The sequence below is a fragment of the Mycobacterium sp. SMC-14 genome, from assembly GCF_046250075.1.
Taxonomy (GTDB): Bacteria; Actinomycetota; Actinomycetes; order Mycobacteriales; family Mycobacteriaceae; genus Mycobacterium.
In genome coordinates, this window is sequence record NZ_CP176429.1 from 741,621 (window position 1) to 766,041 (window position 24,421).

Consider the following 24,421-nt stretch of genomic DNA (forward strand, 5'->3'; position numbering starts at 1 on the left):
CACGCAGGAGGACGAGGCACCGGCATCGCCGGCACACATTGTGACGCCCCGACCGCATCCTGCGTCGGGGCGTTCGTTATTTCCCGGGTGGAACAAACTTTTGAGACAACAACAGCGACACCGAGGAGGTATGCATGGCGCGGGCTGACAAGACCGCCGCCGTCGCGGAGATCGTCGAGCAGTTCAACGGCTCGGCCGCCACCGTGATCACCGAGTACCGCGGTCTGACGGTTGCGAACCTGGCGGAGCTGCGGCGTTCGCTCGGCGGTGCGGCAACCTACGCGGTGGCGAAGAACACCCTGGTCAAACTGGCTGCGGCCGAGGCCGGAGTCGAAGGGCTCGACGAGCTCTTCACGGGCCCGACGGCCATCGCGTTCGTCCAGGGCGAGCCGGTAGATGCCGCCAAGGCCATCAAGAAGTTCGCCAAGGACCACAAGGCGCTGGTCATCAAGGGCGGCTACATGGACGGTCGCGCGTTGACCGTCGCCGAGGTGGAGCGCATCGCCGACCTGGAGTCGCGCGAGGTGCTGCTGGCCAAGATGGCCGGTGCCATGAAGGCCAACCTGTCCAAGGCTGCCGGACTGTTCGCCGCGCCGGCATCGCAGATGGCTCGCCTGGCGGCCGCGCTGCAGGAGAAGAAGCCTGCCGAGGCAGCACCTGCTGCCGCGGCCCCGGCCGAGGCTCCCGCGGAGGCCGAGGCCCCGGCCGAGACCGAAGCTCCGGCGGAGACCGCCGAGGCTCCGGCCGAAGCCGCCGAGTAACTAGGCACAACCCCAACCCAACTTCCCTAACCGGAATCAGAAAGGACCGAAATCATGGCCAAAATTTCCACCGAAGAGCTGCTCGACGTCTTCAAAGAGATGACCCTGCTGGAGCTCTCGGAGTTCGTGAAGCAGTTCGAGGAGACCTTCGACGTCACCGCTGCGGCTCCGGTCGCCGTGGCCGCCGTCGCGGGCGCTGCCCCCGCCGCTGAGGCTGGCGAGGAGCAGAGCGAGTTCGACGTCATCCTGGAGTCGGCTGGCGAGAAGAAGATCGGCGTCATCAAGGTTGTCCGCGAGGTCGTGTCCGGCCTGGGTCTGAAGGAAGCCAAGGACCTGGTCGACAGCGCTCCCAAGCCGCTGCTGGAGAAGGTCGCCAAGGAAGCTGCCGAGGACGCCAAGGCCAAGCTCGAGGCGGCTGGCGCCACCGTCACCGTCAAGTAGTTCGTACTACGGCGCAAGCCCCCGGAACCCGCGAGGTTCCGGGGGCTTCTGCTATTCAGCGGTATTGAGCGCGGCGCCCGCCGCGGCCAGCGACTGTGCCGCCCGCTCGGGGGTGTCGCCGAGGGCAACCAGGAGGCTGAGCGTCATCGGGCTCAACACCTGTATCGCGGCAGCCAGCCCGTCGTTCACGTCGCCGAAGAATCCGGCCAGCTCCAGCATCATGAAACCGTGCATCACGGTCCAGAATTGCGCGGCGGCCGCCACTACGGCGGCGTCAGTCGTGTCGGCCGTGTCGCTCGGGGCCACGGTGAGCCGCCCCGCTTGCATCGATCGGTGTACGCCTCGGACCAGGTGCGCGAAGCTGGGCACCTCGACGTCGATCTGGGCGGTACCGAGGGTGAGCATGTTGTGGGCCGGCGCATTGATGCCGTGCGCGCTGGTGCTGCCGAACATCAGCCGATACAGGTGCGGCCGTTCGATCGCGAAATTGCGGTAGACGATTCCGGTGGCCAAGAGGTCGGCGACGGGATCATCGGTGGCGGGGATCGTCAGGGCCGCATCGAACTGGCGCAGGCCCTCCTCGGCGATCGCCGCGATCAGCTGCGGCATTCCACCGAAGTGGGTGTAGACCGCCATCGTCGAAGTCCCAGCTGTGCCGGCCACTTTGCGGGTCTGCAATGCGTCGGGACCGTGCTGGTCGAGCAGGGCGAGGGCCGCGGCAAGCAGGTCGTCGCGTACGGTCCGCGCGGGCTGCGAAGTCACGGTTGCCATCGTTTCACAGCCAGCGTACGGTGCTCATAACGTTGAAATAACAATGTTATAGGAGCGGAATGACCACCAGCCAGGAAGTTCCCCTCGCGAACCCGTATCTGGAAGGCGTGATGGGGCCGGTGCAGACCGAGCTCACTGCCACCGACCTCCGCGTCACCGGGCAGATCCCGGACTATCTCGACGGCCGCTACCTGCGCAACGGGCCCAATCCGGTCGCCGAGGTCGATCCGGCCAGCTACCACTGGTTCACCGGCGACCCGATGGTGCACGGCGTGGCGCTGAGCGACGGCCGGGCCCGCTGGTACCGCAACCGCTGGGTGCGCACGCCGGCGGTCTGTGCCGCGCTGGGAGAACCGCTGCCGGACCGGATCGACGTGCGGGCCGGCATGCAGTCCGTCGGCCCCAACACCAATGTGCTCGGCCATGCCGGCAAGACGCTCGCGCTGGTGGAAGGCGGCGTCGCCAACTATGAGCTCACCGAGGAGCTGGACACGGTGGGCACCTGCGACTTCGACGGCACCCTGGCCGGGGGTTACACGGCGCACCCGCACCGCGACCCGGTCAGCGGTGAGTTGCACGCCGTCTCCTACTCGTTCGCTCGGGGCAACACCGTGCAGTACTCGGTCATCGACACCGCCGGGCGCGCCCGGCGCACCGTCGACATCGAGGTCACCGGCTCGCCGATGATGCACGACTTCTCCCTGACCGAGAAGTACGTCGTGGTCTATGACCTACCGGTCACCTTCGACTCGGCGCAGGTGTTGCCGGTGAGCATGCCCCGCTGGCTCAAGGCGCCCGCACGGATGGTGTTGAGCAGCCTGGTCGGCCGGGTTCGGGTGCCCAGCCCGATCACCGCGATGGTCAATCGCGACAGCCGCCCGCCGGGCGGGCTGCCGTACTCGTGGAATGCCGACTATCCGGCGCGCATCGGCGTGATGCCGCGTGACGGAGAAGCCCAGGGGTGGGTCCGGGCGGGGGAAGCGCAGGTGCGGTGGTTCGAGGTCGAGCCCTGTTATGTCTTCCACCCGCTCAACGCCTACACCGAGGTCTCGCCTGCCGGGCACGAACTGCTGGTGCTCGACGTGGTGCGCTACGCGAAGGTCTTCGATGTCGACCGGCGCGGCCCTGGCGACGCCCCGCCAACGTTGGACCGCTGGACCATCAACCTCGACACCGGCGCGGTGCGCACCGAGTCTCGCGATGACCGACCGCAGGAATTCCCCCGGATCAACGACGCGCTGCTGGGGTCCAAGCACCGCTTCGGTTACGCCGTCGGGATCAACGGCGGGTTCATCGGCGACGTCCAGGCGGAGATGTCGACCACGCTGTACAAGCACGACTACCTGACCGGCTCGAGTATCACCGCGCCGATCGACCCGCAACTCGTGCTCGGCGAGATGTCGTTCGTGCCAAGGCCTGGCGGTCGCGACGAGGACGACGGCATTCTGATGGGAATGGGCCACCACCGCGGCCGGAACGAGGGACAATTAGTCATCCTCGACGCCGCGACCTGTGAGCCGGTGGCCACCGTGCACCTGCCGCAACGGGTTCCGATGGGCTTCCATGGCAATTGGACACCCACCGACTGAGGCGGACCGCCGATAAGGGTCGCACCTGTGCGCTACAGTGGCCCAAGCCACAAGCCAGTCGTGGCACGAACAGACGTTGCGGAAGGACCTCACTAATGGGTGTCGCCATCGAGGTACAGGGGCTTACCAAGTCCTTCGGATCGGCCCGGATCTGGGAAGACGTCACTATGACTATTCCCGAGGGAGAGGTCAGCGTTCTGCTCGGACCCTCCGGTACCGGCAAGTCCGTGTTCTTGAAGTCGCTGATCGGCCTGCTGCGTCCCGAGCGCGGTTCGATCGTCATCGACGGCACCGACATCCTGCAGTGCAGCGCCAAGGAGCTCTACGAGATCCGCACGCTGTTCGGCGTGCTGTTCCAGGACGGCGCCCTGTTCGGGTCGATGAACATCTACGACAACACCGCCTTCCCGCTGCGTGAGCACACCAAGAAGTCCGAGAGCCAAATCCGTGACATCGTCATGGAGAAGCTCGAGATGGTCGGTATGCCCAACGACGGCTACAAGTTCCCCGGTGAGATCTCCGGCGGTATGCGCAAGCGTGCCGGTCTGGCCCGCGCCTTGGTGCTCGACCCGAAGATCATCCTGTGCGACGAGCCGGACTCCGGCCTGGACCCGGTCCGCACGGCGTACCTGAGCCAGCTGCTGATCGACATCAACGCCCAGATCGACGCCACCATCTTGATCGTTACGCACAACATCAACATCGCGCGCACCGTGCCGGACAACATCGGGATGCTGTTCCGCAAGGAGTTGGTGATGTTCGGGCCCCGCGAGGTGCTGCTGACGTCCGAGGAGCCGGTGGTCCGCCAGTTCCTCAACGGCCGGCGCATCGGTCCCATCGGCATGTCCGAGGAGAAGGACCAGGCGACCGCGGCGGCCGAGGAGGCCATGATCGCCGCCGGCCAGAGCGACGGCGGAGTCGAAGAGATCGAGGGCGTGCCGCCCCAGCTCAGCGCGACTCCCGGCTTGCCGGAGCGCATGGGCGTGGCACGCCGCAGGGCCCGGGTGCGCGAGATCCTGCACACCCTGCCGCCCAACGCTCAGGCGGCCATCCGGGATGATCTCGAGGGCACTCACAAGTACGCCGTGCACGAGTTCCCGGCAGACGAAGAGGCTCCCACCGCGTCGATCCCGACCCCGCCTGGCTGAATCCGTGCAGGCTCGCGCCGTGTCAGCTCTTGACGGACGGACCTAAACGGTCCAATCTGGTCACCAGCACACGTGCGGAGAGCCCGGCGGAGGTCAGCCAGCACCGACAGGGCCCCGGGACATCGCAGTTGAGGATTGCGTCAGCCTGCGCTATTGTTGGACGTTGCGCTGGCTTCCTCCTGCCCATCCCTTACCCGCACCCGAACACCGCGTTACCAGCCTGAGTCACGTTTTGGCTCGTTTTGGCTTGTTACCTCGTGGTTTGGCTGTGCGTGAGACCGGACAGATCGTTCGCCAGCCGAACCAACGGTCGAATATTCGCAGCGAACGGGGTCCGGTGAGAGCCGGGATCCGCTGGCCGCATTAGGTGCTGGAAGGATGCATCTTGGCAGTCTCCCGCCAGAGCAAAAAGAACGCTTCTACTACCCAGAATTCTCCCAATAGTTCTGTGCCCGGGGCCCCGAATCGGGTCTCCTTTGCCAAGCTGCGCGAACCGCTTGAGGTTCCGGGTCTGCTGGACGTGCAGACCGACTCGTTCCAGTGGCTGATCGGGGCGTCGGAGTGGCGCGAGCGCAGGGCCCAGCAGACCGGTGCTGCGCCCAAGGGTGGCCTCGAAGAGGTTCTCGAAGAGCTGTCCCCGATCGAGGACTTCTCCGGCTCGATGTCGCTGTCGTTCTCTGACCCGCGGTTCGACGAGGTCAAGGCCCCGGTCGAGGAGTGCCGCGACAAGGACATGACCTACGCGGCCCCGCTGTTCGTCACCGCGGAGTTCATCAACAACAACACCGGCGAGATCAAGAGCCAGACGGTGTTCATGGGTGACTTCCCGATGATGACCGAGAAGGGCACCTTCATCATCAACGGCACCGAGCGGGTGGTGGTCTCCCAGCTGGTGCGCTCGCCCGGTGTGTACTTCGACGCCAACATCGACAAGTCCACCGAGAAGACGCTGCACTCGGTGAAGGTGATCCCGGGCCGCGGCGCCTGGCTGGAGTTCGACGTCGACAAGCGCGACCTGGTCGGCGTCCGTATCGACCGCAAGCGTCGCCAGCCGGTCACGATCCTGCTCAAGGCGCTGGGTTGGACCTCCGAGCAGATCCGGGAGCGCTTCGGCTTCTCCGAGATCATGATGTCGACGCTGGAGAAGGACAGTGCCGCCAGCCCCGACGAGGCGCTGCTGGACATCTACCGCAAGCTGCGTCCGGGCGAGCCCCCCACCAAGGAATCCGCGCAGACCTTGCTGGAGAACCTGTTCTTCAAGGAGAAGCGCTACGACCTGGCGCGCGTGGGTCGCTACAAGATCAACAAGAAGCTGGGCCTGACCGCCAACCCGGGCGAGTCGCAGCCGACCACGCTGACCGAAGAGGACATCGTGGCCACCATCGAGTACCTGGTGCGTCTGCACCAGGCCGCTCAGGATGGTCAGTCCGCCACCATGACGGTGCCGGGCGGCGTCGAGGTTCCCGTGGAGGTCGACGACATCGACCACTTCGGCAACCGGCGTCTGCGCACCGTGGGTGAGCTGATCCAGAACCAGATCCGGGTCGGGCTGTCCCGGATGGAGCGCGTGGTCCGCGAGCGGATGACCACCCAGGACGTCGAGGCCATTACGCCGCAGACCCTGATCAACATCCGCCCGGTGGTCGCCGCGATCAAGGAGTTCTTCGGCACCAGCCAGCTCTCCCAGTTCATGGACCAGAACAACCCGCTGTCGGGTCTGACCCACAAGCGCCGCCTGTCGGCGCTGGGCCCGGGTGGTCTGTCCCGTGAGCGGGCCGGCCTGGAAGTTCGTGACGTGCACCCGTCCCACTACGGCCGGATGTGTCCGATCGAAACCCCGGAAGGCCCCAACATCGGTCTGATCGGGTCGTTGTCGGTGTACGCGCGGGTCAACCCGTTCGGCTTCATCGAGACGCCGTACCGCAAGGTCAACGACGGTGTGGTCAGCGATGACATCGAGTACCTGACCGCCGACGAGGAGGACCGCCACGTTGTGGCGCAGGCCAACTCGCCGCTTCAGGACGACGGCCGCTTCACCGAGGACCGCGTTCTGGTCCGTCGTAAGGGTGGCGAGGTCGAGTACGTGTCCTCGGCCGAGGTCGACTACATGGACGTCTCGCCGCGCCAGATGGTGTCGGTGGCCACGGCCATGATCCCGTTCCTCGAGCACGACGACGCCAACCGTGCCCTGATGGGTGCCAACATGCAGCGTCAGGCGGTTCCGCTGGTGCGCAGCGAGGCGCCGCTGGTGGGTACCGGCATGGAGCTGCGGGCCGCGATCGACGCCGGCGACGTGATCGTCGCCGACAAGACCGGTGTCATCGAGGAGGTGTCCGCCGACTACGTCACGGTGATGGCCGATGACGGCACCCGGCAGACCTACCGGATGCGCAAGTTCAACCGGTCCAACCACGGCACCTGCGCCAACCAGCGTCCGATCGTCGACGCCGGCCAGCGTGTCGAGGCCGGCCAGGTCATCGCGGACGGCCCGTGCACCGACAACGGCGAGATGGCTCTGGGCAAGAACCTGCTCGTGGCGATCATGCCGTGGGAGGGCCACAACTACGAGGACGCGATCATCCTGTCCAACAGGCTGGTCGAGGAGGACACGCTGACCTCGATTCACATCGAGGAGCACGAGATCGACGCCCGCGACACCAAGCTGGGCGCCGAGGAGATCACTCGGGACATCCCGAACGTCTCCGACGAGGTGCTGGCTGACCTCGACGAGCGCGGCATCGTCCGCATCGGCGCCGAGGTCCGCGACGGCGACATCCTGGTCGGCAAGGTCACCCCCAAGGGTGAGACCGAGCTGACGCCCGAGGAGCGGCTGCTGCGTGCGATCTTCGGCGAGAAGGCCCGCGAAGTCCGCGACACCTCGCTGAAGGTGCCGCACGGTGAGTCCGGCAAGGTCATCGGCATCCGGGTGTTCTCCCGCGAGGACGACGACGAGCTGCCCGCCGGGGTCAACGAGCTGGTGCGCGTCTACGTCGCACAGAAGCGCAAGATCTCCGACGGTGACAAGCTGGCCGGACGCCACGGCAACAAGGGCGTCATCGGCAAGATCCTGCCGGCCGAGGACATGCCGTTCCTGCCGGACGGCACCCCGGTCGACATCATCTTGAACACCCACGGTGTGCCCCGTCGTATGAACATCGGTCAGATCCTGGAGACCCACCTGGGCTGGATCGCCAAGACCGGCTGGAACATCGATGTGGCGGCCGGCGTGCCGGACTGGGCGGACAAGCTCCCCGAGGAGCTGTACTCGGCCGGAGCGGACACCCGTACCGCGACCCCGGTGTTCGACGGTGCCCGCGAGGAGGAGCTGCAGGGTCTGCTCTCCTCGACGCTGGCCAACCGCGACGGCGAGGTCATGGTCAACGGTGACGGCAAGGCGATGCTGTTCGACGGTCGCTCCGGTGAGCCGTTCCCGTACCCGGTGACCGTTGGCTACATGTACATCATGAAGCTGCACCACTTGGTGGACGACAAGATCCACGCCCGTTCCACCGGCCCGTACTCGATGATCACCCAGCAGCCGTTGGGTGGTAAGGCGCAGTTCGGTGGCCAGCGGTTCGGTGAGATGGAGTGCTGGGCCATGCAGGCCTACGGTGCGGCGTACACGCTGCAGGAGTTGCTGACGATCAAGTCCGATGACACGGTCGGCCGTGTCAAGGTCTACGAGGCGATCGTCAAGGGCGAGAACATCCCCGAGCCGGGTATCCCGGAGTCCTTCAAGGTGCTGCTCAAAGAGCTGCAGTCGCTGTGCCTCAACGTTGAGGTGCTGGCGAAGGACGGTGCGGCGATCGAATTGCGCGAAGGCGAGGACGAGGACCTGGAGCGGGCAGCCGCCAACCTGGGAATCAACCTGTCCCGCAACGAATCCGCCTCTGTTGAGGACCTCGCTTAATTACTCGCTACTAAACCCGCAAGGGGAAAGGGAGTTACGTGCTCGACGTCAACTTCTTCGATGAGCTCCGCATCGGCCTGGCGACCGCGGAGGACATCCGGCAATGGTCCTACGGTGAGGTCAAGAAGCCGGAAACGATCAACTACCGCACGCTCAAGCCCGAGAAGGACGGCCTGTTCTGCGAGAAGATCTTCGGACCGACTCGCGACTGGGAGTGCTACTGCGGCAAGTACAAGCGGGTGCGCTTCAAGGGCATCATCTGTGAGCGCTGTGGCGTCGAGGTGACTCGCGCCAAGGTGCGTCGTGAGCGGATGGGCCACATCGAACTGGCCGCCCCGGTCACCCACATCTGGTACTTCAAGGGCGTGCCGTCGCGCTTGGGCTACCTGCTGGACCTGGCGCCCAAGGACCTCGAAAAGATCATCTACTTCGCGGCCTACGTGATCACCAGCGTCGACACCGACATGCGTCACAACGAGCTGTCCACGCTGGAAGCCGAGATGGTCGTCGAGAAGAAGGCCGTCGAAGACCAGCGGGACGCCGACCTGGAAGCCCGCGCCCAGAAGCTGGAGGCCGACCTGGCCGAGCTGGAGGCCGAGGGTGCCAAAGCCGATGTGCGCCGCAAGGTTCGCGACGGCGGCGAGCGCGAGATGCGTCAGCTGCGCGACCGGTCCCAGCGTGAGCTGGACCGCCTCGACAACATCTGGGACACCTTCGTCAAGCTGGCTCCCAAGCAGCTGATCGTCGACGAGACCGTCTACCGCGAGCTGGTGGACCGCTACGGCGAGTACTTCACCGGTGCCATGGGTGCGGAGTCGATCCAGAAGCTGATCGAGACCTTCGACATCCACGCCGAGGCCGAGCTGCTGCGCGACATCATCAAGAACGGCAAGGGGCAGAAGAAGCTTCGTGCTCTCAAGCGCCTCAAGGTGGTGGCCGCATTCCAGCAGTCGGGTAACTCCCCGATGGGCATGGTGCTCGACGCGGTGCCGGTGATCCCGCCGGAGCTGCGTCCGATGGTGCAGCTCGACGGTGGCCGGTTCGCCACGTCCGACCTCAACGACCTGTACCGCCGGGTCATCAACCGCAACAACCGCCTCAAGCGACTGATCGACCTCGGTGCGCCCGAGATCATCGTCAACAACGAGAAGCGGATGCTGCAGGAGTCCGTCGACGCGCTGTTCGACAACGGCCGCCGCGGCCGGCCGGTCACCGGACCGGGCAACCGTCCGCTGAAGTCGCTGTCCGACCTGCTCAAGGGCAAGCAGGGCCGGTTCCGTCAGAACCTGCTCGGCAAGCGTGTCGACTACTCGGGCCGCAGCGTGATCGTGGTCGGTCCGCAGCTCAAGCTGCACCAATGCGGTCTGCCCAAGCTGATGGCTCTGGAGCTGTTCAAGCCGTTCGTGATGAAGCGACTGGTTGACCTCAACCACGCGCAGAACATCAAGAGCGCCAAGCGGATGGTGGAGCGGCAGCGTCCCCAGGTGTGGGACGTCCTCGAAGAGGTCATCGCCGAGCACCCGGTGCTGCTCAACCGTGCACCCACGCTGCACCGCCTGGGTATCCAGGCCTTCGAGCCGCAGCTGGTGGAAGGCAAGGCCATTCAGCTGCACCCGCTGGTGTGTGAGGCCTTCAACGCCGACTTCGACGGTGACCAGATGGCCGTGCACCTGCCGCTGAGCGCCGAGGCGCAGGCCGAGGCCCGCATCCTGATGCTGTCGAGCAACAACATCCTGTCGCCGGCCTCGGGTCGTCCGCTGGCCATGCCGCGACTGGACATGGTTACCGGGCTGTACTACCTGACCACCGAGATCGATGGTGACGCAGGCGAATACACCCCGGCCGCCAAGGACCGTCCGGAGACCGGTGTGTACTCCTCGCCGGCCGAGGCGATCATGGCGGTCGACCGCGGTGCGCTTTCCGTGCGGGCCAAGATCAAGGTGCGTCTGGACCAGCTGCGGCCGCCGGCCGAGGTGGAGACCGAGCTGTTCGGCGAGAACGGCTGGCGTCCGGGCGGGTCCTGGATCGCCGAGACCACGCTGGGCCGGGTGCTGTTCAACGAGCTGCTGCCGACCGGCTACCCGTTCGTGAACAAGCAGATGCACAAGAAGGTTCAGGCCGTCATCATCAACGACCTGGCCGAGCGCTACCCGATGATCGTGGTCGCCCAGACCGTCGACAAGCTCAAGGACGCCGGCTTCCATTGGGCCACCCGTTCGGGAGTCACGGTCTCGATGGCCGACGTGCTGGTGCCGCCGCGCAAGAAGGAGATCCTCGACTCCTACGAGGAGCGTGCCGACAAGCTGGAGAAGCAGTTCCAGCGTGGTGCTCTCAACCGCGAGGAGCGCAACGAGGCGCTGGTGGAGATCTGGAAGGAAGCCACCGAGGAAGTGGGTCAGGCGCTGCGTGACCACTACCCGGCCGACAACCCGATCATCACGATCGTCGACTCCGGCGCGACGGGTAACTTCACCCAGACCCGGACGCTGGCGGGCATGAAGGGTCTGGTGACCAACCCGAAGGGTGAGTTCATCCCGCGCCCGATCAAGTCCTCGTTCCGTGAGGGCCTGACGGTGCTGGAGTACTTCATCAACACCCACGGCGCCCGAAAGGGCTTGGCGGACACCGCGTTGCGTACCGCTGACTCGGGTTACCTGACTCGTCGTCTTGTCGACGTTTCTCAGGACGTGATCGTGCGCGAGCACGACTGTGGCACTGAGCGCGGCATCATTGTCGACTTGGCCGAGGCCCAGGCGGACGGATCGCTGATCCGTAACGCGTTCATCGAGACGTCGGCCTACGCCCGCACGTTGGCCGTCGACGCGGTCGATGAGAAGGGCAAGGTCGTCATCGAGCGCGGTCACGACCTCGGCGACCCGTCGATCGAGGCCCTGCTGGCTGCCGGCATCGCTAACGTCAAGGTGCGCTCGGTGCTGACCTGCGCCACCGGTACCGGGGTTTGTGCCACCTGCTACGGCCGATCGATGGCCACCGGCAAGCTGGTCGACATCGGTGAGGCGGTCGGCATTGTCGCCGCCCAGTCCATCGGTGAGCCCGGTACTCAGCTGACCATGCGTACCTTCCACCAGGGTGGTGTCGGTGACGACATCACCGGTGGTCTGCCGCGTGTGCAGGAGCTGTTCGAGGCCCGGATTCCGCGTGGCAAGGCGCCGATCGCCGACGTCGCCGGGCGGGTGCAGCTCGAAGAGGGCGAGAAGTTCTACAAGATCACGATCGTGCCGGATGACGGTGGCGAGGAAGTGGTCTACGACAAGCTGCCCAAGCGTCAGCGGCTGCGCGTGTTCAAGCACGAGGACGGCTCGGAGCGGTTGCTGTCCGACGGCGACCACGTCGAGGTCGGCCAGCAGCTCATGGAGGGCTCGGCGGACCCGCACGAGGTGCTGCGTGTGCAGGGCCCGCGTGAGGTGCAGATCCACCTGGTCAACGAGGTCCAGCAGGTCTACCGGGCCCAGGGCGTGTCGATCCACGACAAGCACATCGAGGTGATCGTCCGGCAGATGCTGCGCCGGGTGACCATCATCGACTCGGGCGCCACGGAGTTCCTGCCCGGTTCGCTGACCGAGCGGGCCGAGTTCGAGACGGCGAACCGTCGCGTGGTGGCCGAGGGGCTGGAGCCCGCGGCCGGACGTCCGGTGCTGATGGGTATCACCAAGGCGTCGCTGGCCACCGATTCGTGGCTGTCGGCGGCCTCCTTCCAGGAGACCACCCGCGTGCTGACCGATGCGGCGATCAACTGCCGCAGCGACAAGCTGCAGGGCCTGAAGGAGAACGTGATCATCGGCAAGCTGATCCCGGCCGGTACTGGTATCAACCGGTACCGCAACATTGCCGTGCAGCCCACCGAAGAGGCCCGGGCCGCTGCGTACACGATCCCGTCCTACGAGGATCAGTACTACAGCCCGGACTTCGGCGCCGCCACCGGTGCCGCGGTTCCGCTGGACGACTACGGGTACAGCGACTACCGCTAGTCGACGACGAAAAGAGCCCCGGGGCGTATACCCCCGGGGCTCTTTTCGTATCTGCCGCCGAGTGTGCATCCTGCGACGTCCCCGCGGCGTGTCGCGTCGCAGGATGCACACTCGGCGGACGGGCCGGGTTGCGGCCCCGCAGCGGACGAGGTTGCATCGTTGAGATGGGGGACGAAGTCGACCGCACCACCTACTCCCGCACCCAGCGCCGCCAATACCGGCACAAGATTCAGCAGTGCCTGGACGTCTTCGAGACGATGTTGGCGCAGGCCAGCTTCGAGTGTGAGCCGCCGCTGACCGGTATGGAGATCGAGGGCAACCTGATCGGCGACGACTACCGGCCGGCCATGGCGAACGCCGGTGTGTTGTCGTCGATCGACGATCCGGCATTTCAACGTGAATTAGGTTCCTACAACATCGAATTCAACGTGCCGCCCCGCCAGTTCACCCAGCTCGCCGCACTGGATCTGGAAGCGGAGGTGCGTGCCAGCCTCAACGACGCGCAGGCCAAGGCCCGGAAACACGACGCGGGCATTGTCATGATCGGCATCTTGCCGACGCTGATGCCCGAGCATCTGGCCGGTGACTGGATGAGCGATTCGGCACGGTACGCAGCGCTCAACGACTCGATCTTCGCCGCGCGCGGCGAAGACATCGATATCGAGATCGACGGCCCAGAACCACTGAATCTGCATGCCGAGAACATCGCACCGGAGTCGGCGTGCACCAGCATGCAGTTGCACCTGCAGGTCTCGCCGGCCGAGTTCGCCAACCACTGGAACGCCGCGCAGGTGCTGGCCGGTCCACAACTGGCGATGGGTGCCAACTCTCCCTACTTCTTCGGCCATCGCCTGTGGGCGGAGACCCGGGTCGAGCTGTTCACCCAGTCCACCGACACCCGCCCCGACGAACTGAAGAACCAGGGGGTGCGGCCCCGGGTGTGGTTCGGGGAGCGCTGGATCACGTCCATCTTCGACCTGTTCGAGGAGAACGTGCGCTACTTCCCGTCGCTGCTGCCCGAGGTCTCCGAGGAGGATCCGGCGGACGAACTCGCGCGGGGACGCGCCCCGCAACTGGCAGAGCTGCGTCTGCACAACGGCACCGTGTACCGCTGGAATCGACCGGTCTATGACGTCGTCGACGGACGGCCGCACCTACGTGTGGAGAACCGGGTCCTGCCCTCGGGCCCGACCGTCGCCGACATGGTGGCCAATGCGGTCTTCTACTACGGTCTGCTGCGCAGCCTGGCCCGTGAGCAGCGTCCGCTGTGGACCCAGATGAGTTTTGCGGTGGCGCACGACAACTTTCGCCGGGCCGCGCGCTACGGCATGGACGCGCGACTGTTCTGGCCGGAGCTGGGCGAGGTGAGCGTGGCGGAACTGACGCAGCGCGAGCTGCTGCCGCTGGCCCGCCAAGGCCTTGACGACTGGGGTGTCGCCGCCGAGGTGGCCGACCGGTTCCTCGGCATCATCGCGGGTCGGGCGGCGGCGGGACGCAACGGCGCCACCTGGCAGGTGTCGACGGTCCGCGCATTACAGGATCAGGGCCTGAGTCGGCCCGCGGCGCTGGCGGAGATGCTGAGCCGGTACTGCACGCACATGCATACCAACCAGCCGGTGCATACCTGGCCGACAGAAGTGGGCTGAGGCGTCCGGCGCGGACTAGGCTGGCCGCCGTGTTGATCGGATCCCATGTGCGCCCGCAGAATCCGTTGGCTGCCGCCGAAGCCGAGGGTGCCGACGTGGTGCAGATCTTCCTCGGCAACCCGCAGAGCTGGAAGCCGCCCAAACCCCGCGAGGACGCGGCGCAGCTTCGCGAGGCGGCGCTGCCGATCTATGTGCACGCGCCGTACCTGATCAACGTGGCTTCGCCGAACAACCGGGTGCGTATCCCGTCGCGCACCATCCTGCAGCAGACCTGTGACGCGGCCGCCGAGATCGGCGCCGTCGCGGTGATCGTGCACGGCGGACACGTGACCGCCGATGACGACGACCCGCAGGCCGGGTTCGCTCGGTGGCGCAAGGCGCTGGACCGGCTGGAGACCACCGTCCCGGTGTACTTGGAGAACACCGCCGGCGGTGATCATGCGATGGCCCGGCACTTCGACACCATCGCCAAACTGTGGGACCACATCGGCGACACCGGCGTGGGGTTCTGCCTGGACACCTGCCACACCTGGGCGGCCGGGGAATCGCTGCCCGACGCGGTGGAGCGCGTCAAGGCCATCACCGGACGCATCGATCTGGTGCACTGCAACGACTCCAAGGACGCGCCCGGCTCCGGGCGGGACCGGCACGCCAACTTCGGTACCGGCCAGATCGACCCGGACCTGCTGGTCGCGGTGGTCGAGGCCGCCGGCGCCCCGGTGATCTGCGAGACCGCCGAAGAGGGCCGCAAGGCCGACATCGCTTACCTGCGGGATCGGCTGACCTGATGTCCGGCCTCGCCAAAAAACATCCGTTTTGACTGATTTATTGCTTAATGCGCGACATTGAGTCGGTTGTGTGCTACAACTTTGCTAGGCGCCGTGACCGCGGCAGCTGCGCACACGACTCGGGACTGGAGGGGGTCCAATTGCCTGAGCGACACCATCATGGTGTGGGGGGAGTGCGCAGCCCTTAGTCCGGCGCCCCAAAACGACGGCGGTCACAGCCTGGAACCTCCCGACCCCGGGCCGTGACCGCCGTTTTTTTGTTTGCCGAACACCAATTTGATTACATCTATTGTGCGTACGTGCAAAAAATGTAATATTCGGCTATGGCCGACACCCATATCGTCACCAACCAGGTCCTTCCGCTGGAAGGCTTCAATCCCGCGTCGTCCCCGGTTCTCATCGAGGCGCTGATCCGCGAGGGTGGTCAATGGGGCGTCGACGAGGTCACCGACCTCGGAGCGCTCTCCGGATCCAAGCAGGTGCAACGCTGGGGCGCGCTGGCCGACCGCAATCGGCCGGTGCTGCACACCCACGACGTCGTCGGTAACCGGATCGACGAAGTGGAGTACGACCCGGCCTATCACGAGTTGATGCGCACCGCGATCGGCCACGGCCTGCACGCCGCCCCATGGGCCGACCCGCGGCCCGGCGCGCACGTCGTGCGTGCCGCTCAAACCGGGGTCTGGACCGCCGAGCCGGGCCACGTCTGTCCGATCTCGATGACGTACGCGATCGTGCCCGCGCTGCGCAACAACGCCGAGCTCGCCAAGACCTACGAGCCGCTGCTGACCAGCCGGGTTTACGACCCCGAGCTGAAGGTGCCGGCCGCCAAAGCCGGTATCACCGCGGGCATGTCGATGACCGAGAAGCAGGGCGGCTCCGACGTGCGCGCCGGAACCACCCAGGCGGTGCGGGGCGCCGACGGCAGCTACAGCCTGACCGGGCACAAGTGGTTCACCTCCGCGCCGATGTGCGACGTGTTCCTGGTGCTGGCCCAGGCGCCCGGCGGACTGAGCTGTTTCTTCCTGCCCCGGATCCTGCCGGACGGCACCCGCAACCGGATGCGGCTGCAGCGGCTCAAGGACAAGCTCGGCAACCACGCCAACGCCTCCAGTGAGATCGAGTACGACGGTGCGACCGCCTGGCTGGTGGGGGAGGAGGGCCGCGGGGTCTCGGTCATCATCGAGATGGTCAACCTCACCCGCCTGGACTGCGCGTTGGGCAGTGCCACCAGCATGCGGATGGGCCTGGCCCGCGCCATCTACCACGCTCAGCACCGCAAGGCGTTCGGCGCCTATCTGATCGATCAGCCACTGATGCGCAACGTGCTGGCCGACCTGGCTGTGGAGGCCGAGGCCGCCACCATGGTGTCGATGCGGATGGCCGGTGCCACCGACAAGGCGGTCCGCGGCGACGAACGCGAGGGTCTGCTGCGCCGGATCGGTCTGGCCGCGACCAAGTACTGGGTGTGCAAGCGCGCCACCCCGCACGCCGCCGAGGCGATGGAGTGCTTGGGCGGCAACGGCTACATCGAGGACTCCTTGATGCCGCGGCTGTACCGGGAGGCGCCGTTGATGGGCATCTGGGAGGGGTCGGGCAACGTCAGCGCCCTGGACACGTTGCGTGCCCTGGCTACTCAACCCGACTCGGTGGCGGTGCTCTTCGATGAGCTGGCCGAGACGGCCGGGCAGGATCGCCGGCTCGACGCCCACGTCGACGCGCTGAAGGGCCAACTGGCGGGCCTGGGCGCCGACGTGATGGCTGCCCAATATCAGGCGCGCAAGATCGCCGAGGACATCTGCTTGGCGCTGCAGGGCGGGTTGCTGGTGCGTCACGGCCATCCGGCCGTCGCCGAGGCCTTCCTGGCGACTCGGTTCGGCGGCCAATGGGGCGGGGCGTTCGGCACCCTGCCGGCCGGCCTCGACCTCGGGCCGATCCTCGAGCGTGCTCTGGTCAAGGGCTGAGGTCAGCGCACGCCATGCGACACCACATCGCCCCTGTCGAATTCGACAACCTGCGGACGATGACCTACGAGGTCACCGATCGCATCGCGCGGATCACGTTCAACCGGCCCGAGCACGGAAACGCGATCACCGCGGACACCCCCCTGGAGTTGTCGGCTCTGGTGGAGCGCGCTGATCTGGACCCCAACGTGCACGTGATCCTGGTGTCGGGCCGTGGCGAGGGATTCTGCGCCGGTTTCGATCTCGGTGCCTACGCCGAAGGCTCGTCGTCGGCGGGCGGAGAGAACTACCGGGGCAGCGTGCTCGACGGGAAGACCCAGGCCACCAACCACCGGCCGGATCAGCCGTGGGACCCGATGATCGACTACCAGATGATGAGCCGCTTCGTCCGCGGCTTCGCCTCGCTGATGCACGCCGACAAGCCCACCGTGGTCAAGATCCACGGCTACTGCGTGGCCGGCGGCACCGACATCGCCCTGCATGCCGACCAGGTGATCGCGGCTTCCGATGCCAAGATCGGCTACCCGCCGATGCGGGTGTGGGGGGTGCCGGCGGCCGGGCTCTGGGCGCACCGGCTCGGCGACCAGCGCGCCAAACGCCTACTGCTGACCGGAGATTGCATCACCGGAGCCCAGGCCGCCGAATGGGGTCTGGCCATCGAGGCCCCCGACCCGGCCGATCTTGATGAGCGCACCGAGCGCCTGGTGGCGCGCATCGCCGCGATGCCGGTCAACCAGCTGATCATGGCCAAGCTCGCGCTCAACACCGCGCTGCTGCAGCAGGGCGTGGCCACCAGCAGGATGGTCAGCACCGTGTTCGACGGGGTGGCGCGGCACACGCCGGAGGGGCACGCCTTCGTCGCCGACGCAGTGGAGCACGGGTTCCGCGACGCGGTGCGCCACCGCGACGAGCCGTTCGGGGACTACGGTCGAAAGACCTCCGGGGTTTAGGAGAGAACCCGATGTCCGACACAGTGCGTATGACGGCCCGATCGGTAGTCCTTTCGGTGCTCTTGGGAGCTCACCCTGCGTCGGCAACGGCTGCTGAATTGCTTCGGTTGACAACAGATTTCGGTATCAAAGAAACGGCCTTGCGGGTGGCGCTCACCCGACTGGTCGCTGCCGGAGACCTGGTCCGCTCGGTCGAGGGCTACGGACTCTCCGAGCGTCTGCTGGCGCGCCAACGCCAACAGGATGCGGCACTCAATCCGCAGACCAGGAACTGGGACGGCGACTGGTTGGCCGTGGTGATCACCAGTATCGGCTGTGACGCCCGAACCCGGGCCGCCTTGCGCTCGGGGCTGGCCGAGCGGCGGTTCGCCGAGCTGCGTGAAGGCTTCTGGATGCGCCCGGACAACATTGACGTCGAGCTGGGTGACGGGCTCGAGAGCTACACCCGGCTGCTCACCGCGCGTGACGAGAAGCCGGCCGAATTGGCCGCCACGCTGTGGGATCTGGCGGGCTGGACGCAGACCGGCCACGAACTGCTTGCCGCGATGGCCGATGCCGAGGACGTTCCAAGCCGTTTCGTCATCGCGGCGGCCATGGTCCGCCACCTGCGTCGTGACCCGGTGCTGCCACCGGAACTGCTTCCGGCGGACTGGCCGGGGACCCGAATCCGCAGTCGCTACGCGGAGTTCGCTGCCGAACTGGTCGCGCGACGCGATGCGGACCGAGAGGCGGTGCTGCGATGAGCGCGGTGCGCGTGGAGCGCAATGGCCCGGTCACCACGGTGATCTTGGATCGCCCGCACGCGCGCAACGCCGTCGACGGCCCGACCGCCGCCGCGCTGTACCAGGCATTCGACGAATTCGACCGCGACGACACCGCATCGGTGGCCGTGCTGTGGGGAGACAACGGAACATTTTGCGCGGGAGCCGATCTCAAGGCGCTGGGCACCCCGAACGCCAACCAGACTCACCGCAGCGGGCCGGGCCCGATGGGTCCGACCCGAATGATGTTGTCCAAACCGGTGATTGCCGCGGTCAGTGGCTACGCGGTGGCCGGCGGCCTGGAGTTGGCGCTGTGGTGCGACATGCGCGTGGTCGAGGACGACGCGACCTTCGGCGTGTTCTGCCGCCGCTGGGGTGTGCCACTTATCGACGGCGGCACCGTGCGGTTGCCTCGACTGATCGGCCACAGCCGCGCCATGGACCTGATCCTCACCGGCCGTGCGGTGAACGCCGAGGAGGCGCTGGCGATCGGACTGGCCAATAGGGTGGTCCCCGCCGGGCAGGCTCGCGCGGCAGCCGAGCAGCTGGCCCTGGAACTGGCCGAGTTGCCGCAGGGCTGCCTGCGCTCGGATCGGCTGTCGGCGCTACGGCAGTGGGGCATGAGCGAATCTCATGCCATGGAACAGGAATTCGAGAGCATCGAGCGGGTGGCCGAGGAGGCGCTGCGTGGGGCGGGCCGCTTCGCCGGTGGGGCCGGCCGCCACGGCGCTAAGGCCTGACGCCAGCGGCCCGCTGCGCCCGGCTTCGCCGCGCTTGCGACCGCCGGGAGGCCTGACGCCGGCGGCCCGTCAGCGCTTGTCGGCGATCGTGTTGCCCGGCCCGCGGTTGTCGATCTTCGGATCGCCGCCGCGATAGCTGATGGTGTTGTTGAGGCCGGTTATCTGCAGCGTCTTGTCGACCCGCTCGATGGTGATCCGATTGTCGGAGCCGGTCACGCTCACCGCCTCGCAGCGGCCCCGGACGGTCAGCTTGTTGTTCGACCCGAGCACATTGAGCGACTTGCCGTCGGCGCAGTCCACCGGCGACGTCGAGCCGAACGATTCGAGGCTGATGGTGTTGGAGAACTGCCCGTCATAGTTCTTCGAGATCCGAGCGGACTTGGGCGGCGCCGCCGACTCGCAGCCGGTGAGCAGGGTCGCAAGCAGTGTCATTCCGCCGGCGAGCAACGAACACAGTGCTACGCGGCGAACCTGGGTCACGCCGGTACGCGCGCGAGCCGGTTGGTCATCCCTAGCTCGCGTCCGCGGTCGAACAGCAGCGGGTCGCCATTGTGGTAGTACACGGTCGTGTCATTGCCGTAGACCGTGACGTCGTTGACGATGGTGTCGGCGATCACGGTGTTCTGCGAGCCCTGCGTGGTCACCGCCCAGCAGGTTCCCATCGCATGGATGGTGAGGTTGACGCCGTTGATGAACAGCGTCCCGCCGTTGCAGTCCAGGGTGTGGGTCTCGTGCACCCCGTAGATGTGGATGTCGCCGGGCACGGCGTGCGCGCTCGTGGCTGCCCCCAGTGAACCGGCGGCCAGACCCAGCAGCGCACCAGCCAGCGCAGTCCATTTCATCTCCGGGCCCCTCTCGGCGGACGCAATTTCGGCAAAGCTTACGTCGCACCAGCTGGCGCGTACTCGGGTTCCCCTACTAATCGTTCGATTAGAGTTCTGTGCTGATCTCCTGCCGCACGATACGAAGGGCGTACGCCATGTCAGCTCGACCAGACCCGCCCGCCGCGGCGGGTCGCTCGCGCGCCAACGGCAAATCGGGGGCGCGCCCGGTCAAGCTGAGCCGCGACGCCATCGTCAACGCCGCCTTGAACTTCCTGGACCGGGAGGGCTGGGACGCGCTGACCATCAACGCGTTGGCCACCCAGCTCGGCACCAAGGGCCCGTCGCTGTACAACCACGTGCACAGCCTCAATGACCTGCGCCGCGCCATGCGCATGCGGGTCATCGACGACATTCTGGAGATGCTGACCCAGGTCGGCCAGGGTCGCGCCCGCGACGACGCGGTGCTGGTGATGGCCGGCGCCTACCGCAGCTATGCCCACCACCACCCGGGCCGGTATTCGGCGTTCACCCGGATGCCGCTGGGTGGCGATGACCCGGAGTACACCGCCGCGGCCAGCCGCGCCGCCGCCCCGGTCATCGAGGTATTGGCGTCCTACGGGCTCGAAGGGGACCGGGCGTTTCACGCGGCCCTGGAGTTCTGGGCGGCCATGCACGGATTTGTCCTGCTGGAGATGACCGGCGTGATGGATGACGTGGACACCGACGCCGTCTTCTCCGACATGGTGCGCCGGCTGGCCTCGGCGATGGACAGTCGCACCCAGTAGACACCGAGCAGGTGGGAGGGGCCGCGGGGGACGCTGGGCACGCGCTTTGACCTGCTGGAGTGCTGCCGGGTATTGTGGTAGCTCGTGCCTGGCCACCGAGGCGCGTTTGGTGACATAACGCGCGCGCCTGGCCTAATTCGCATGTCCATTATGCAGCGGAGGAATCCGCAGCGGCCCATGCGACACGCCCGACCGCGGGGTAGCGGTGGGGCACAGACCGCAGGATTTACGAGAGTTTTGAACAGCGATACAGGAAGCCGGTAGATGCCAACCATTCAGCAGCTGGTCCGCAAGGGTCGCCGCGACAAGGTCGCCAAGGTGAAGACCGCGGCCCTCAAGGGCAGCCCGCAGCGTCGGGGCGTGTGCACCCGCGTGTACACCACCACCCCCAAGAAGCCGAACTCGGCGCTTCGCAAGGTGGCCCGCGTCAAGCTGACCAGCCAGGTGGAGGTGACCGCCTACATCCCGGGTGAGGGTCACAACCTGCAGGAGCACTCGATGGTGCTGGTGCGTGGTGGTCGTGTGAAGGACCTGCCGGGTGTGCGCTACAAGATCATCCGCGGCTCGCTGGACACCCAGGGAGTCAAGAACCGCAAGCAGGCCCGCAGCCGCTACGGCGCGAAGAAGGAGAAGAGCTGATGCCGCGCAAGGGCCCCGCACCCAAGCGTCCGCTGGTCAACGACCCCGTCTACGGGTCCCAGCTGGTCACCCAGTTGGTCAACAAGGTGCTGCTGGACGGCAAGAAGTCGCTGGCCGAGCGCATCGTCTACGGCGCGCTCGAGCAGGCTCGCGACAAGACCGGTACCGACCCGGTCGTGACGCTGAAGCGTGCCATGGACAACGTCAAGCCGGCCCTCGAGGTCCGCAGCCGCCGCGTCGGTGGCGCCACCTACCAGGTGCCGGTCGAGGTGCGTGCCGAGCGCTCCACCACTTTGGCGCTGCGCTGGCTGGTGAGCTTCTCGCGGGCTCGCCGCGAGAAGACCATGATCGAGCGCCTGGCGAACGAGATCCTGGATGCCAGCAATGGCCTCGGTGCTGCCGTCAAGCGGCGTGAAGACACCCACAAGATGGCCGAGGCCAACCGGGCGTTCGCGCACTACCGCTGGTGACCTCGTCGGTCTGACCAACCGACACACCTGCGACAACAAGCAATTGAAGTAACCGAAAGAGTGGGAAGACTGCTGTGGCACAGGATGTGCTGACTGACCTGAACAAGGTCCGCAATATCGGCATCATGGCGCACATCGATGCTGGTAAGACGACGACGACCGAGCGGATCCTGTACTACACCGGCGTCAACTACAAGATCGGTGAGACGCACGACGGTGCCTCCACGACCGACTGGATGGAGCAGGAGCAGGAGCGCGGCATCACCATCACCTCCGCCGCGGTGACCTGCTTCTGGAACAAGAACCAGATCAACATCATCGACACCCCGGGCCACGTCGACTTCACCGTCGAGGTGGAGCGCTCCCTGCGTGTCCTTGATGGCGCCGTTGCCGTGTTCGACGGCAAGGAGGGCGTGGAGCCGCAGTCCGAGCAGGTGTGGCGGCAGGCCGACAAGTACGACGTGCCCCGGATCTGCTTCGTCAACAAGATGGACAAGCTCGGTGCGGACTTCTACTTCACCGTGCGCACCATCGAAGAGCGCCTCGGCGCTCGTCCCCTGGTGATTCAGCTGCCGATCGGTGCGGAGAACGACTTCGAGGGCATCGTCGACCTGGTCGAGATGAACGCCAAGGTGTGGCGCGGCGAGACCAAGCTCGGTGAGACCTACGAGACCATCGAGATCCCGGCCGACCTGACCGACAAGGCCGACGAGTACCGGACCGCTCTGCTGGAGGCAGTCGCCGAGACCGACGAGGCTCTGCTGGAGAAGTACCTCGGCGGCGAGGAGCTCTCGATCGAGGAGATCAAGGGCGGCATCCGCAAGCTGACGGTCTCATCGGAGCTGTACCCGGTGCTGTGCGGCAGCGCGTTCAAGAACAAGGGTGTCCAGCCGATGCTGGACGCGGTGATCGACTACCTGCCGTCGCCGCTCGACGTCGAGTCGGTGCAGGGCCACGTGCCCGGCAAGGAAGACGAAGTCATCAGCCGCAAGCCCAGCATCGACGAGCCGTTCTCGGCGCTGGCATTCAAGATCGCGGTGCACCCGTTCTTCGGCAAGCTCACCTACGTCCGGGTGTACTCGGGCAAGGTGGAGTCGGGCACGCAGGTGGTCAACTCGACCAAGGGCAAGAAGGAGCGGCTGGGCAAGCTGTTCCAGATGCACTCCAACAAGGAGAACCCGGTCGACTCGGCGTTCGCCGGCCACATCTACGCGATGATCGGCCTCAAGGACACCACCACCGGCGACACCCTGTGCGACCCGGCCAACCAGATCGTGCTCGAGTCGATGACGTTCCCGGCTCCGGTCATCGAGGTGGCCATCGAGCCCAAGACCAAGAGTGACCAGGAGAAGCTGAGCCTGGCGATCCAGAAGCTGGCCGAAGAGGACCCGACCTTCAAGGTGCACCTGGACCAGGAGACCGGCCAGACCGTGATCGGCGGCATGGGCGAGCTGCACCTGGACATCCTGGTGGACCGGATGCGCCGCGAGTTCAAGGTCGAGGCCAACGTCGGCAAGCCGCAGGTGGCCTACAAGGAGACCATCCGCAAGAAGGTCGAGAAGGTCGAGTACACCCACAAGAAGCAGACGGGTGGCTCGGGCCAGTTCGCGAAGGTCCTCATCGACATCGAACCGTTCACCGGCGAAGACGGTGCGACCTACGAGTTCGAGAACAAGGTCACCGGCGGCCGCGTGCCCCGCGAGTACATTCCCGCGGTGGACGCCGGGGCCCAGGACGCCATGCAGTACGGCGTGCTGGCCGGCTACCCGCTGGTCAACATCAAGGTCACCCTGACCGACGGTCAGTACCACGACGTCGACTCCTCCGAGATGGCCTTCAAGGTGGCCGGCTCGCAGGCGCTGAAGAAGGCTGCCGCTGCCGCGCAGCCGGTGATCCTGGAACCGATCATGGCCGTTGAGGTCACCACGCCCGAGGACTACATGGGCGATGTGATCGGCGACCTGAACTCCCGCCGTGGTCAGATCCAGGCCATGGAGGAGCGCAGCGGTGCGCGCGTCGTCAAGGCGCAGGTGCCGCTGTCGGAGATGTTCGGCTACGTCGGAGACCTGCGGTCGAAGACCCAGGGCCGGGCGAACTACTCCATGGTGTTCGACTCCTACGCCGAAGTGCCGGCGCAGGTGGCGAAGGAGATTATCGCGAAGGCAACGGGCGAGTAACTAGCTTCCCGCCCGTGCCGCTACGGTGGCACAAACCCAAAAAGATCAAACCTGCTGTAACCCAGCAC

19 protein-coding genes are annotated in these 24,421 nt (G+C 66.3%); 16 read left to right on the top strand and 3 right to left on the bottom strand.

The features are described 5' to 3' along the window. Positions 1–134 precede the first annotated feature (134 nt). Both rplJ and rplL read left to right on the top strand, forming a co-directional pair. Complete coding sequence (gene rplJ / locus ACKY0W_RS03555) at positions 135–761, top strand: 50S ribosomal protein L10 (RefSeq protein WP_406781242.1); 627 nt, start codon at positions 135–137, stop codon at positions 759–761. A 54-nt stretch (positions 762–815) separates the two neighbouring features. Next, the gene (rplL, locus tag ACKY0W_RS03560; RefSeq protein ID WP_308485633.1) at positions 816–1,202 is read left to right on the top strand and encodes a 50S ribosomal protein L7/L12; all 387 of its coding nucleotides are present in this window, start codon (positions 816–818) and stop codon (positions 1,200–1,202) included. 51 nt (positions 1,203–1,253) lie between these two features. On the opposite strand, the gene ACKY0W_RS03565 is transcribed toward rplL, so the two are convergent. Beyond that, the gene (locus ACKY0W_RS03565; protein WP_409436424.1) at positions 1,254–1,964 is read right to left on the bottom strand and encodes a TetR/AcrR family transcriptional regulator; all 711 of its coding nucleotides are present in this window, start codon (positions 1,962–1,964) and stop codon (positions 1,254–1,256) included. A gap of 68 nt (positions 1,965–2,032) precedes the next feature. On the opposite strand from ACKY0W_RS03565, the gene ACKY0W_RS03570 reads away from it, so the two are divergent. The 10 genes from ACKY0W_RS03570 to ACKY0W_RS03615 all read left to right on the top strand — a co-directional run bounded on the left by ACKY0W_RS03570 (position 2,033) and on the right by ACKY0W_RS03615 (position 19,458). Next, positions 2,033–3,562: a carotenoid oxygenase family protein gene (locus ACKY0W_RS03570; protein ID WP_409436425.1), complete on the top strand. Its 1,530-nt coding sequence runs from the start codon at positions 2,033–2,035 to the stop codon at positions 3,560–3,562. Positions 3,563–3,657: 95 nt separating this feature from the next. Beyond that, positions 3,658–4,710 carry an ABC transporter ATP-binding protein gene (locus ACKY0W_RS03575; RefSeq protein ID WP_406756281.1) on the top strand — a complete coding sequence of 351 codons (1,053 nt, stop codon included), beginning with the start codon at positions 3,658–3,660 and terminating at the stop codon, positions 4,708–4,710. 385 nt (positions 4,711–5,095) lie between these two features. After that, the gene (locus ACKY0W_RS03580) at positions 5,096–8,620 is read left to right on the top strand and encodes a DNA-directed RNA polymerase subunit beta (protein ID WP_409436426.1); all 3,525 of its coding nucleotides are present in this window, start codon (positions 5,096–5,098) and stop codon (positions 8,618–8,620) included. Between the two features lie 38 nt (positions 8,621–8,658). Further along, positions 8,659–12,609, top strand: a complete 3,951-nt coding sequence (locus ACKY0W_RS03585; RefSeq protein ID WP_409436427.1) for a DNA-directed RNA polymerase subunit beta' — start codon at positions 8,659–8,661, stop codon at positions 12,607–12,609. Positions 12,610–12,773: 164 nt separating this feature from the next. Continuing rightward, positions 12,774–14,255: a glutamate--cysteine ligase gene (locus ACKY0W_RS03590; RefSeq protein WP_409436428.1), complete on the top strand. Its 1,482-nt coding sequence runs from the start codon at positions 12,774–12,776 to the stop codon at positions 14,253–14,255. Positions 14,256–14,284: 29 nt separating this feature from the next. Continuing rightward, the gene (locus ACKY0W_RS03595) at positions 14,285–15,043 is read left to right on the top strand and encodes a deoxyribonuclease IV (protein ID WP_409436429.1); all 759 of its coding nucleotides are present in this window, start codon (positions 14,285–14,287) and stop codon (positions 15,041–15,043) included. Positions 15,044–15,366: 323 nt separating this feature from the next. Continuing rightward, complete coding sequence (locus tag ACKY0W_RS03600; RefSeq protein ID WP_409436430.1) at positions 15,367–17,007, top strand: acyl-CoA dehydrogenase family protein; 1,641 nt, start codon at positions 15,367–15,369, stop codon at positions 17,005–17,007. 14 nt (positions 17,008–17,021) lie between these two features. Next, positions 17,022–17,957 (top strand): crotonase/enoyl-CoA hydratase family protein, encoded by a 936-nt coding sequence (locus ACKY0W_RS03605; RefSeq protein WP_409436431.1) that lies wholly within the window; start codon positions 17,022–17,024, stop codon positions 17,955–17,957. A 29-nt stretch (positions 17,958–17,986) separates the two neighbouring features. Next, on the top strand, positions 17,987–18,700 hold the full coding sequence (locus ACKY0W_RS03610; RefSeq protein WP_409437635.1) for a PaaX family transcriptional regulator C-terminal domain-containing protein: 714 nt from the start codon (positions 17,987–17,989) through the stop codon (positions 18,698–18,700). After that, positions 18,697–19,458: a crotonase/enoyl-CoA hydratase family protein gene (locus ACKY0W_RS03615; protein WP_409436432.1), complete on the top strand. Its 762-nt coding sequence runs from the start codon at positions 18,697–18,699 to the stop codon at positions 19,456–19,458. The genes ACKY0W_RS03610 and ACKY0W_RS03615 overlap by 4 nt, the downstream gene beginning before the upstream one ends. Before the next feature lie 69 nt (positions 19,459–19,527). On the opposite strand, the gene ACKY0W_RS03620 is transcribed toward ACKY0W_RS03615, so the two are convergent. Both ACKY0W_RS03620 and ACKY0W_RS03625 read right to left on the bottom strand, forming a co-directional pair. Then, positions 19,528–19,938, bottom strand: a complete 411-nt coding sequence (locus tag ACKY0W_RS03620) for a DUF3060 domain-containing protein (protein ID WP_409436433.1) — start codon at positions 19,936–19,938, stop codon at positions 19,528–19,530. Beyond that, positions 19,935–20,300, bottom strand: coding sequence for a DUF3060 domain-containing protein (locus ACKY0W_RS03625; protein ID WP_406756271.1), 366 nt, complete (start codon positions 20,298–20,300; stop codon positions 19,935–19,937). The genes ACKY0W_RS03620 and ACKY0W_RS03625 overlap by 4 nt, the downstream gene beginning before the upstream one ends. A gap of 137 nt (positions 20,301–20,437) precedes the next feature. On the opposite strand from ACKY0W_RS03625, the gene ACKY0W_RS03630 reads away from it, so the two are divergent. The 4 genes from ACKY0W_RS03630 (at position 20,438) to fusA (ending at position 24,353) form a co-directional block, all read left to right on the top strand. After that, entirely contained in the window at positions 20,438–21,067 is a 630-nt protein-coding gene (locus ACKY0W_RS03630) for a TetR/AcrR family transcriptional regulator (protein WP_409436434.1), read from the top strand. 264 nt (positions 21,068–21,331) lie between these two features. Continuing rightward, positions 21,332–21,706: a 30S ribosomal protein S12 gene (gene rpsL, locus ACKY0W_RS03635; RefSeq protein WP_007767794.1), complete on the top strand. Its 375-nt coding sequence runs from the start codon at positions 21,332–21,334 to the stop codon at positions 21,704–21,706. Then, positions 21,706–22,176, top strand: a complete 471-nt coding sequence (gene rpsG, locus ACKY0W_RS03640; RefSeq protein WP_024441009.1) for a 30S ribosomal protein S7 — start codon at positions 21,706–21,708, stop codon at positions 22,174–22,176. Before rpsL ends, rpsG begins: the two co-directional genes overlap by 1 nt. 74 nt (positions 22,177–22,250) lie before the next feature. Then, a complete protein-coding gene (gene fusA, locus ACKY0W_RS03645; RefSeq protein ID WP_406756269.1) occupies positions 22,251–24,353 on the top strand; it encodes an elongation factor G in 2,103 nt (700 codons plus the stop codon). Positions 24,354–24,421: the final 68 nt, after the last annotated feature.

Coding starts and splice junctions, on each gene's coding strand:
- rplJ (WP_406781242.1), top strand. CDS start 135: ATGGCGCGGGCTGACAAGACCGCCGCCGTCGCGGAGATCGTCGAGCAG.
- rplL (WP_308485633.1), top strand. CDS start 816: ATGGCCAAAATTTCCACCGAAGAGCTGCTCGACGTCTTCAAAGAGATG.
- ACKY0W_RS03570 (WP_409436425.1), top strand. CDS start 2,033: ATGACCACCAGCCAGGAAGTTCCCCTCGCGAACCCGTATCTGGAAGGC.
- ACKY0W_RS03575 (WP_406756281.1), top strand. CDS start 3,658: ATGGGTGTCGCCATCGAGGTACAGGGGCTTACCAAGTCCTTCGGATCG.
- ACKY0W_RS03590 (WP_409436428.1), top strand. CDS start 12,774: ATGGGGGACGAAGTCGACCGCACCACCTACTCCCGCACCCAGCGCCGC.
- ACKY0W_RS03600 (WP_409436430.1), top strand. CDS start 15,367: ATGGCCGACACCCATATCGTCACCAACCAGGTCCTTCCGCTGGAAGGC.
- ACKY0W_RS03605 (WP_409436431.1), top strand. CDS start 17,022: ATGCGACACCACATCGCCCCTGTCGAATTCGACAACCTGCGGACGATG.
- ACKY0W_RS03610 (WP_409437635.1), top strand. CDS start 17,987: ATGACGGCCCGATCGGTAGTCCTTTCGGTGCTCTTGGGAGCTCACCCT.
- ACKY0W_RS03615 (WP_409436432.1), top strand. CDS start 18,697: ATGAGCGCGGTGCGCGTGGAGCGCAATGGCCCGGTCACCACGGTGATC.
- ACKY0W_RS03625 (WP_406756271.1), bottom strand. CDS start 20,300: ATGAAATGGACTGCGCTGGCTGGTGCGCTGCTGGGTCTGGCCGCCGGT.
- ACKY0W_RS03630 (WP_409436434.1), top strand. CDS start 20,438: ATGTCAGCTCGACCAGACCCGCCCGCCGCGGCGGGTCGCTCGCGCGCC.
- rpsL (WP_007767794.1), top strand. CDS start 21,332: ATGCCAACCATTCAGCAGCTGGTCCGCAAGGGTCGCCGCGACAAGGTC.
- rpsG (WP_024441009.1), top strand. CDS start 21,706: ATGCCGCGCAAGGGCCCCGCACCCAAGCGTCCGCTGGTCAACGACCCC.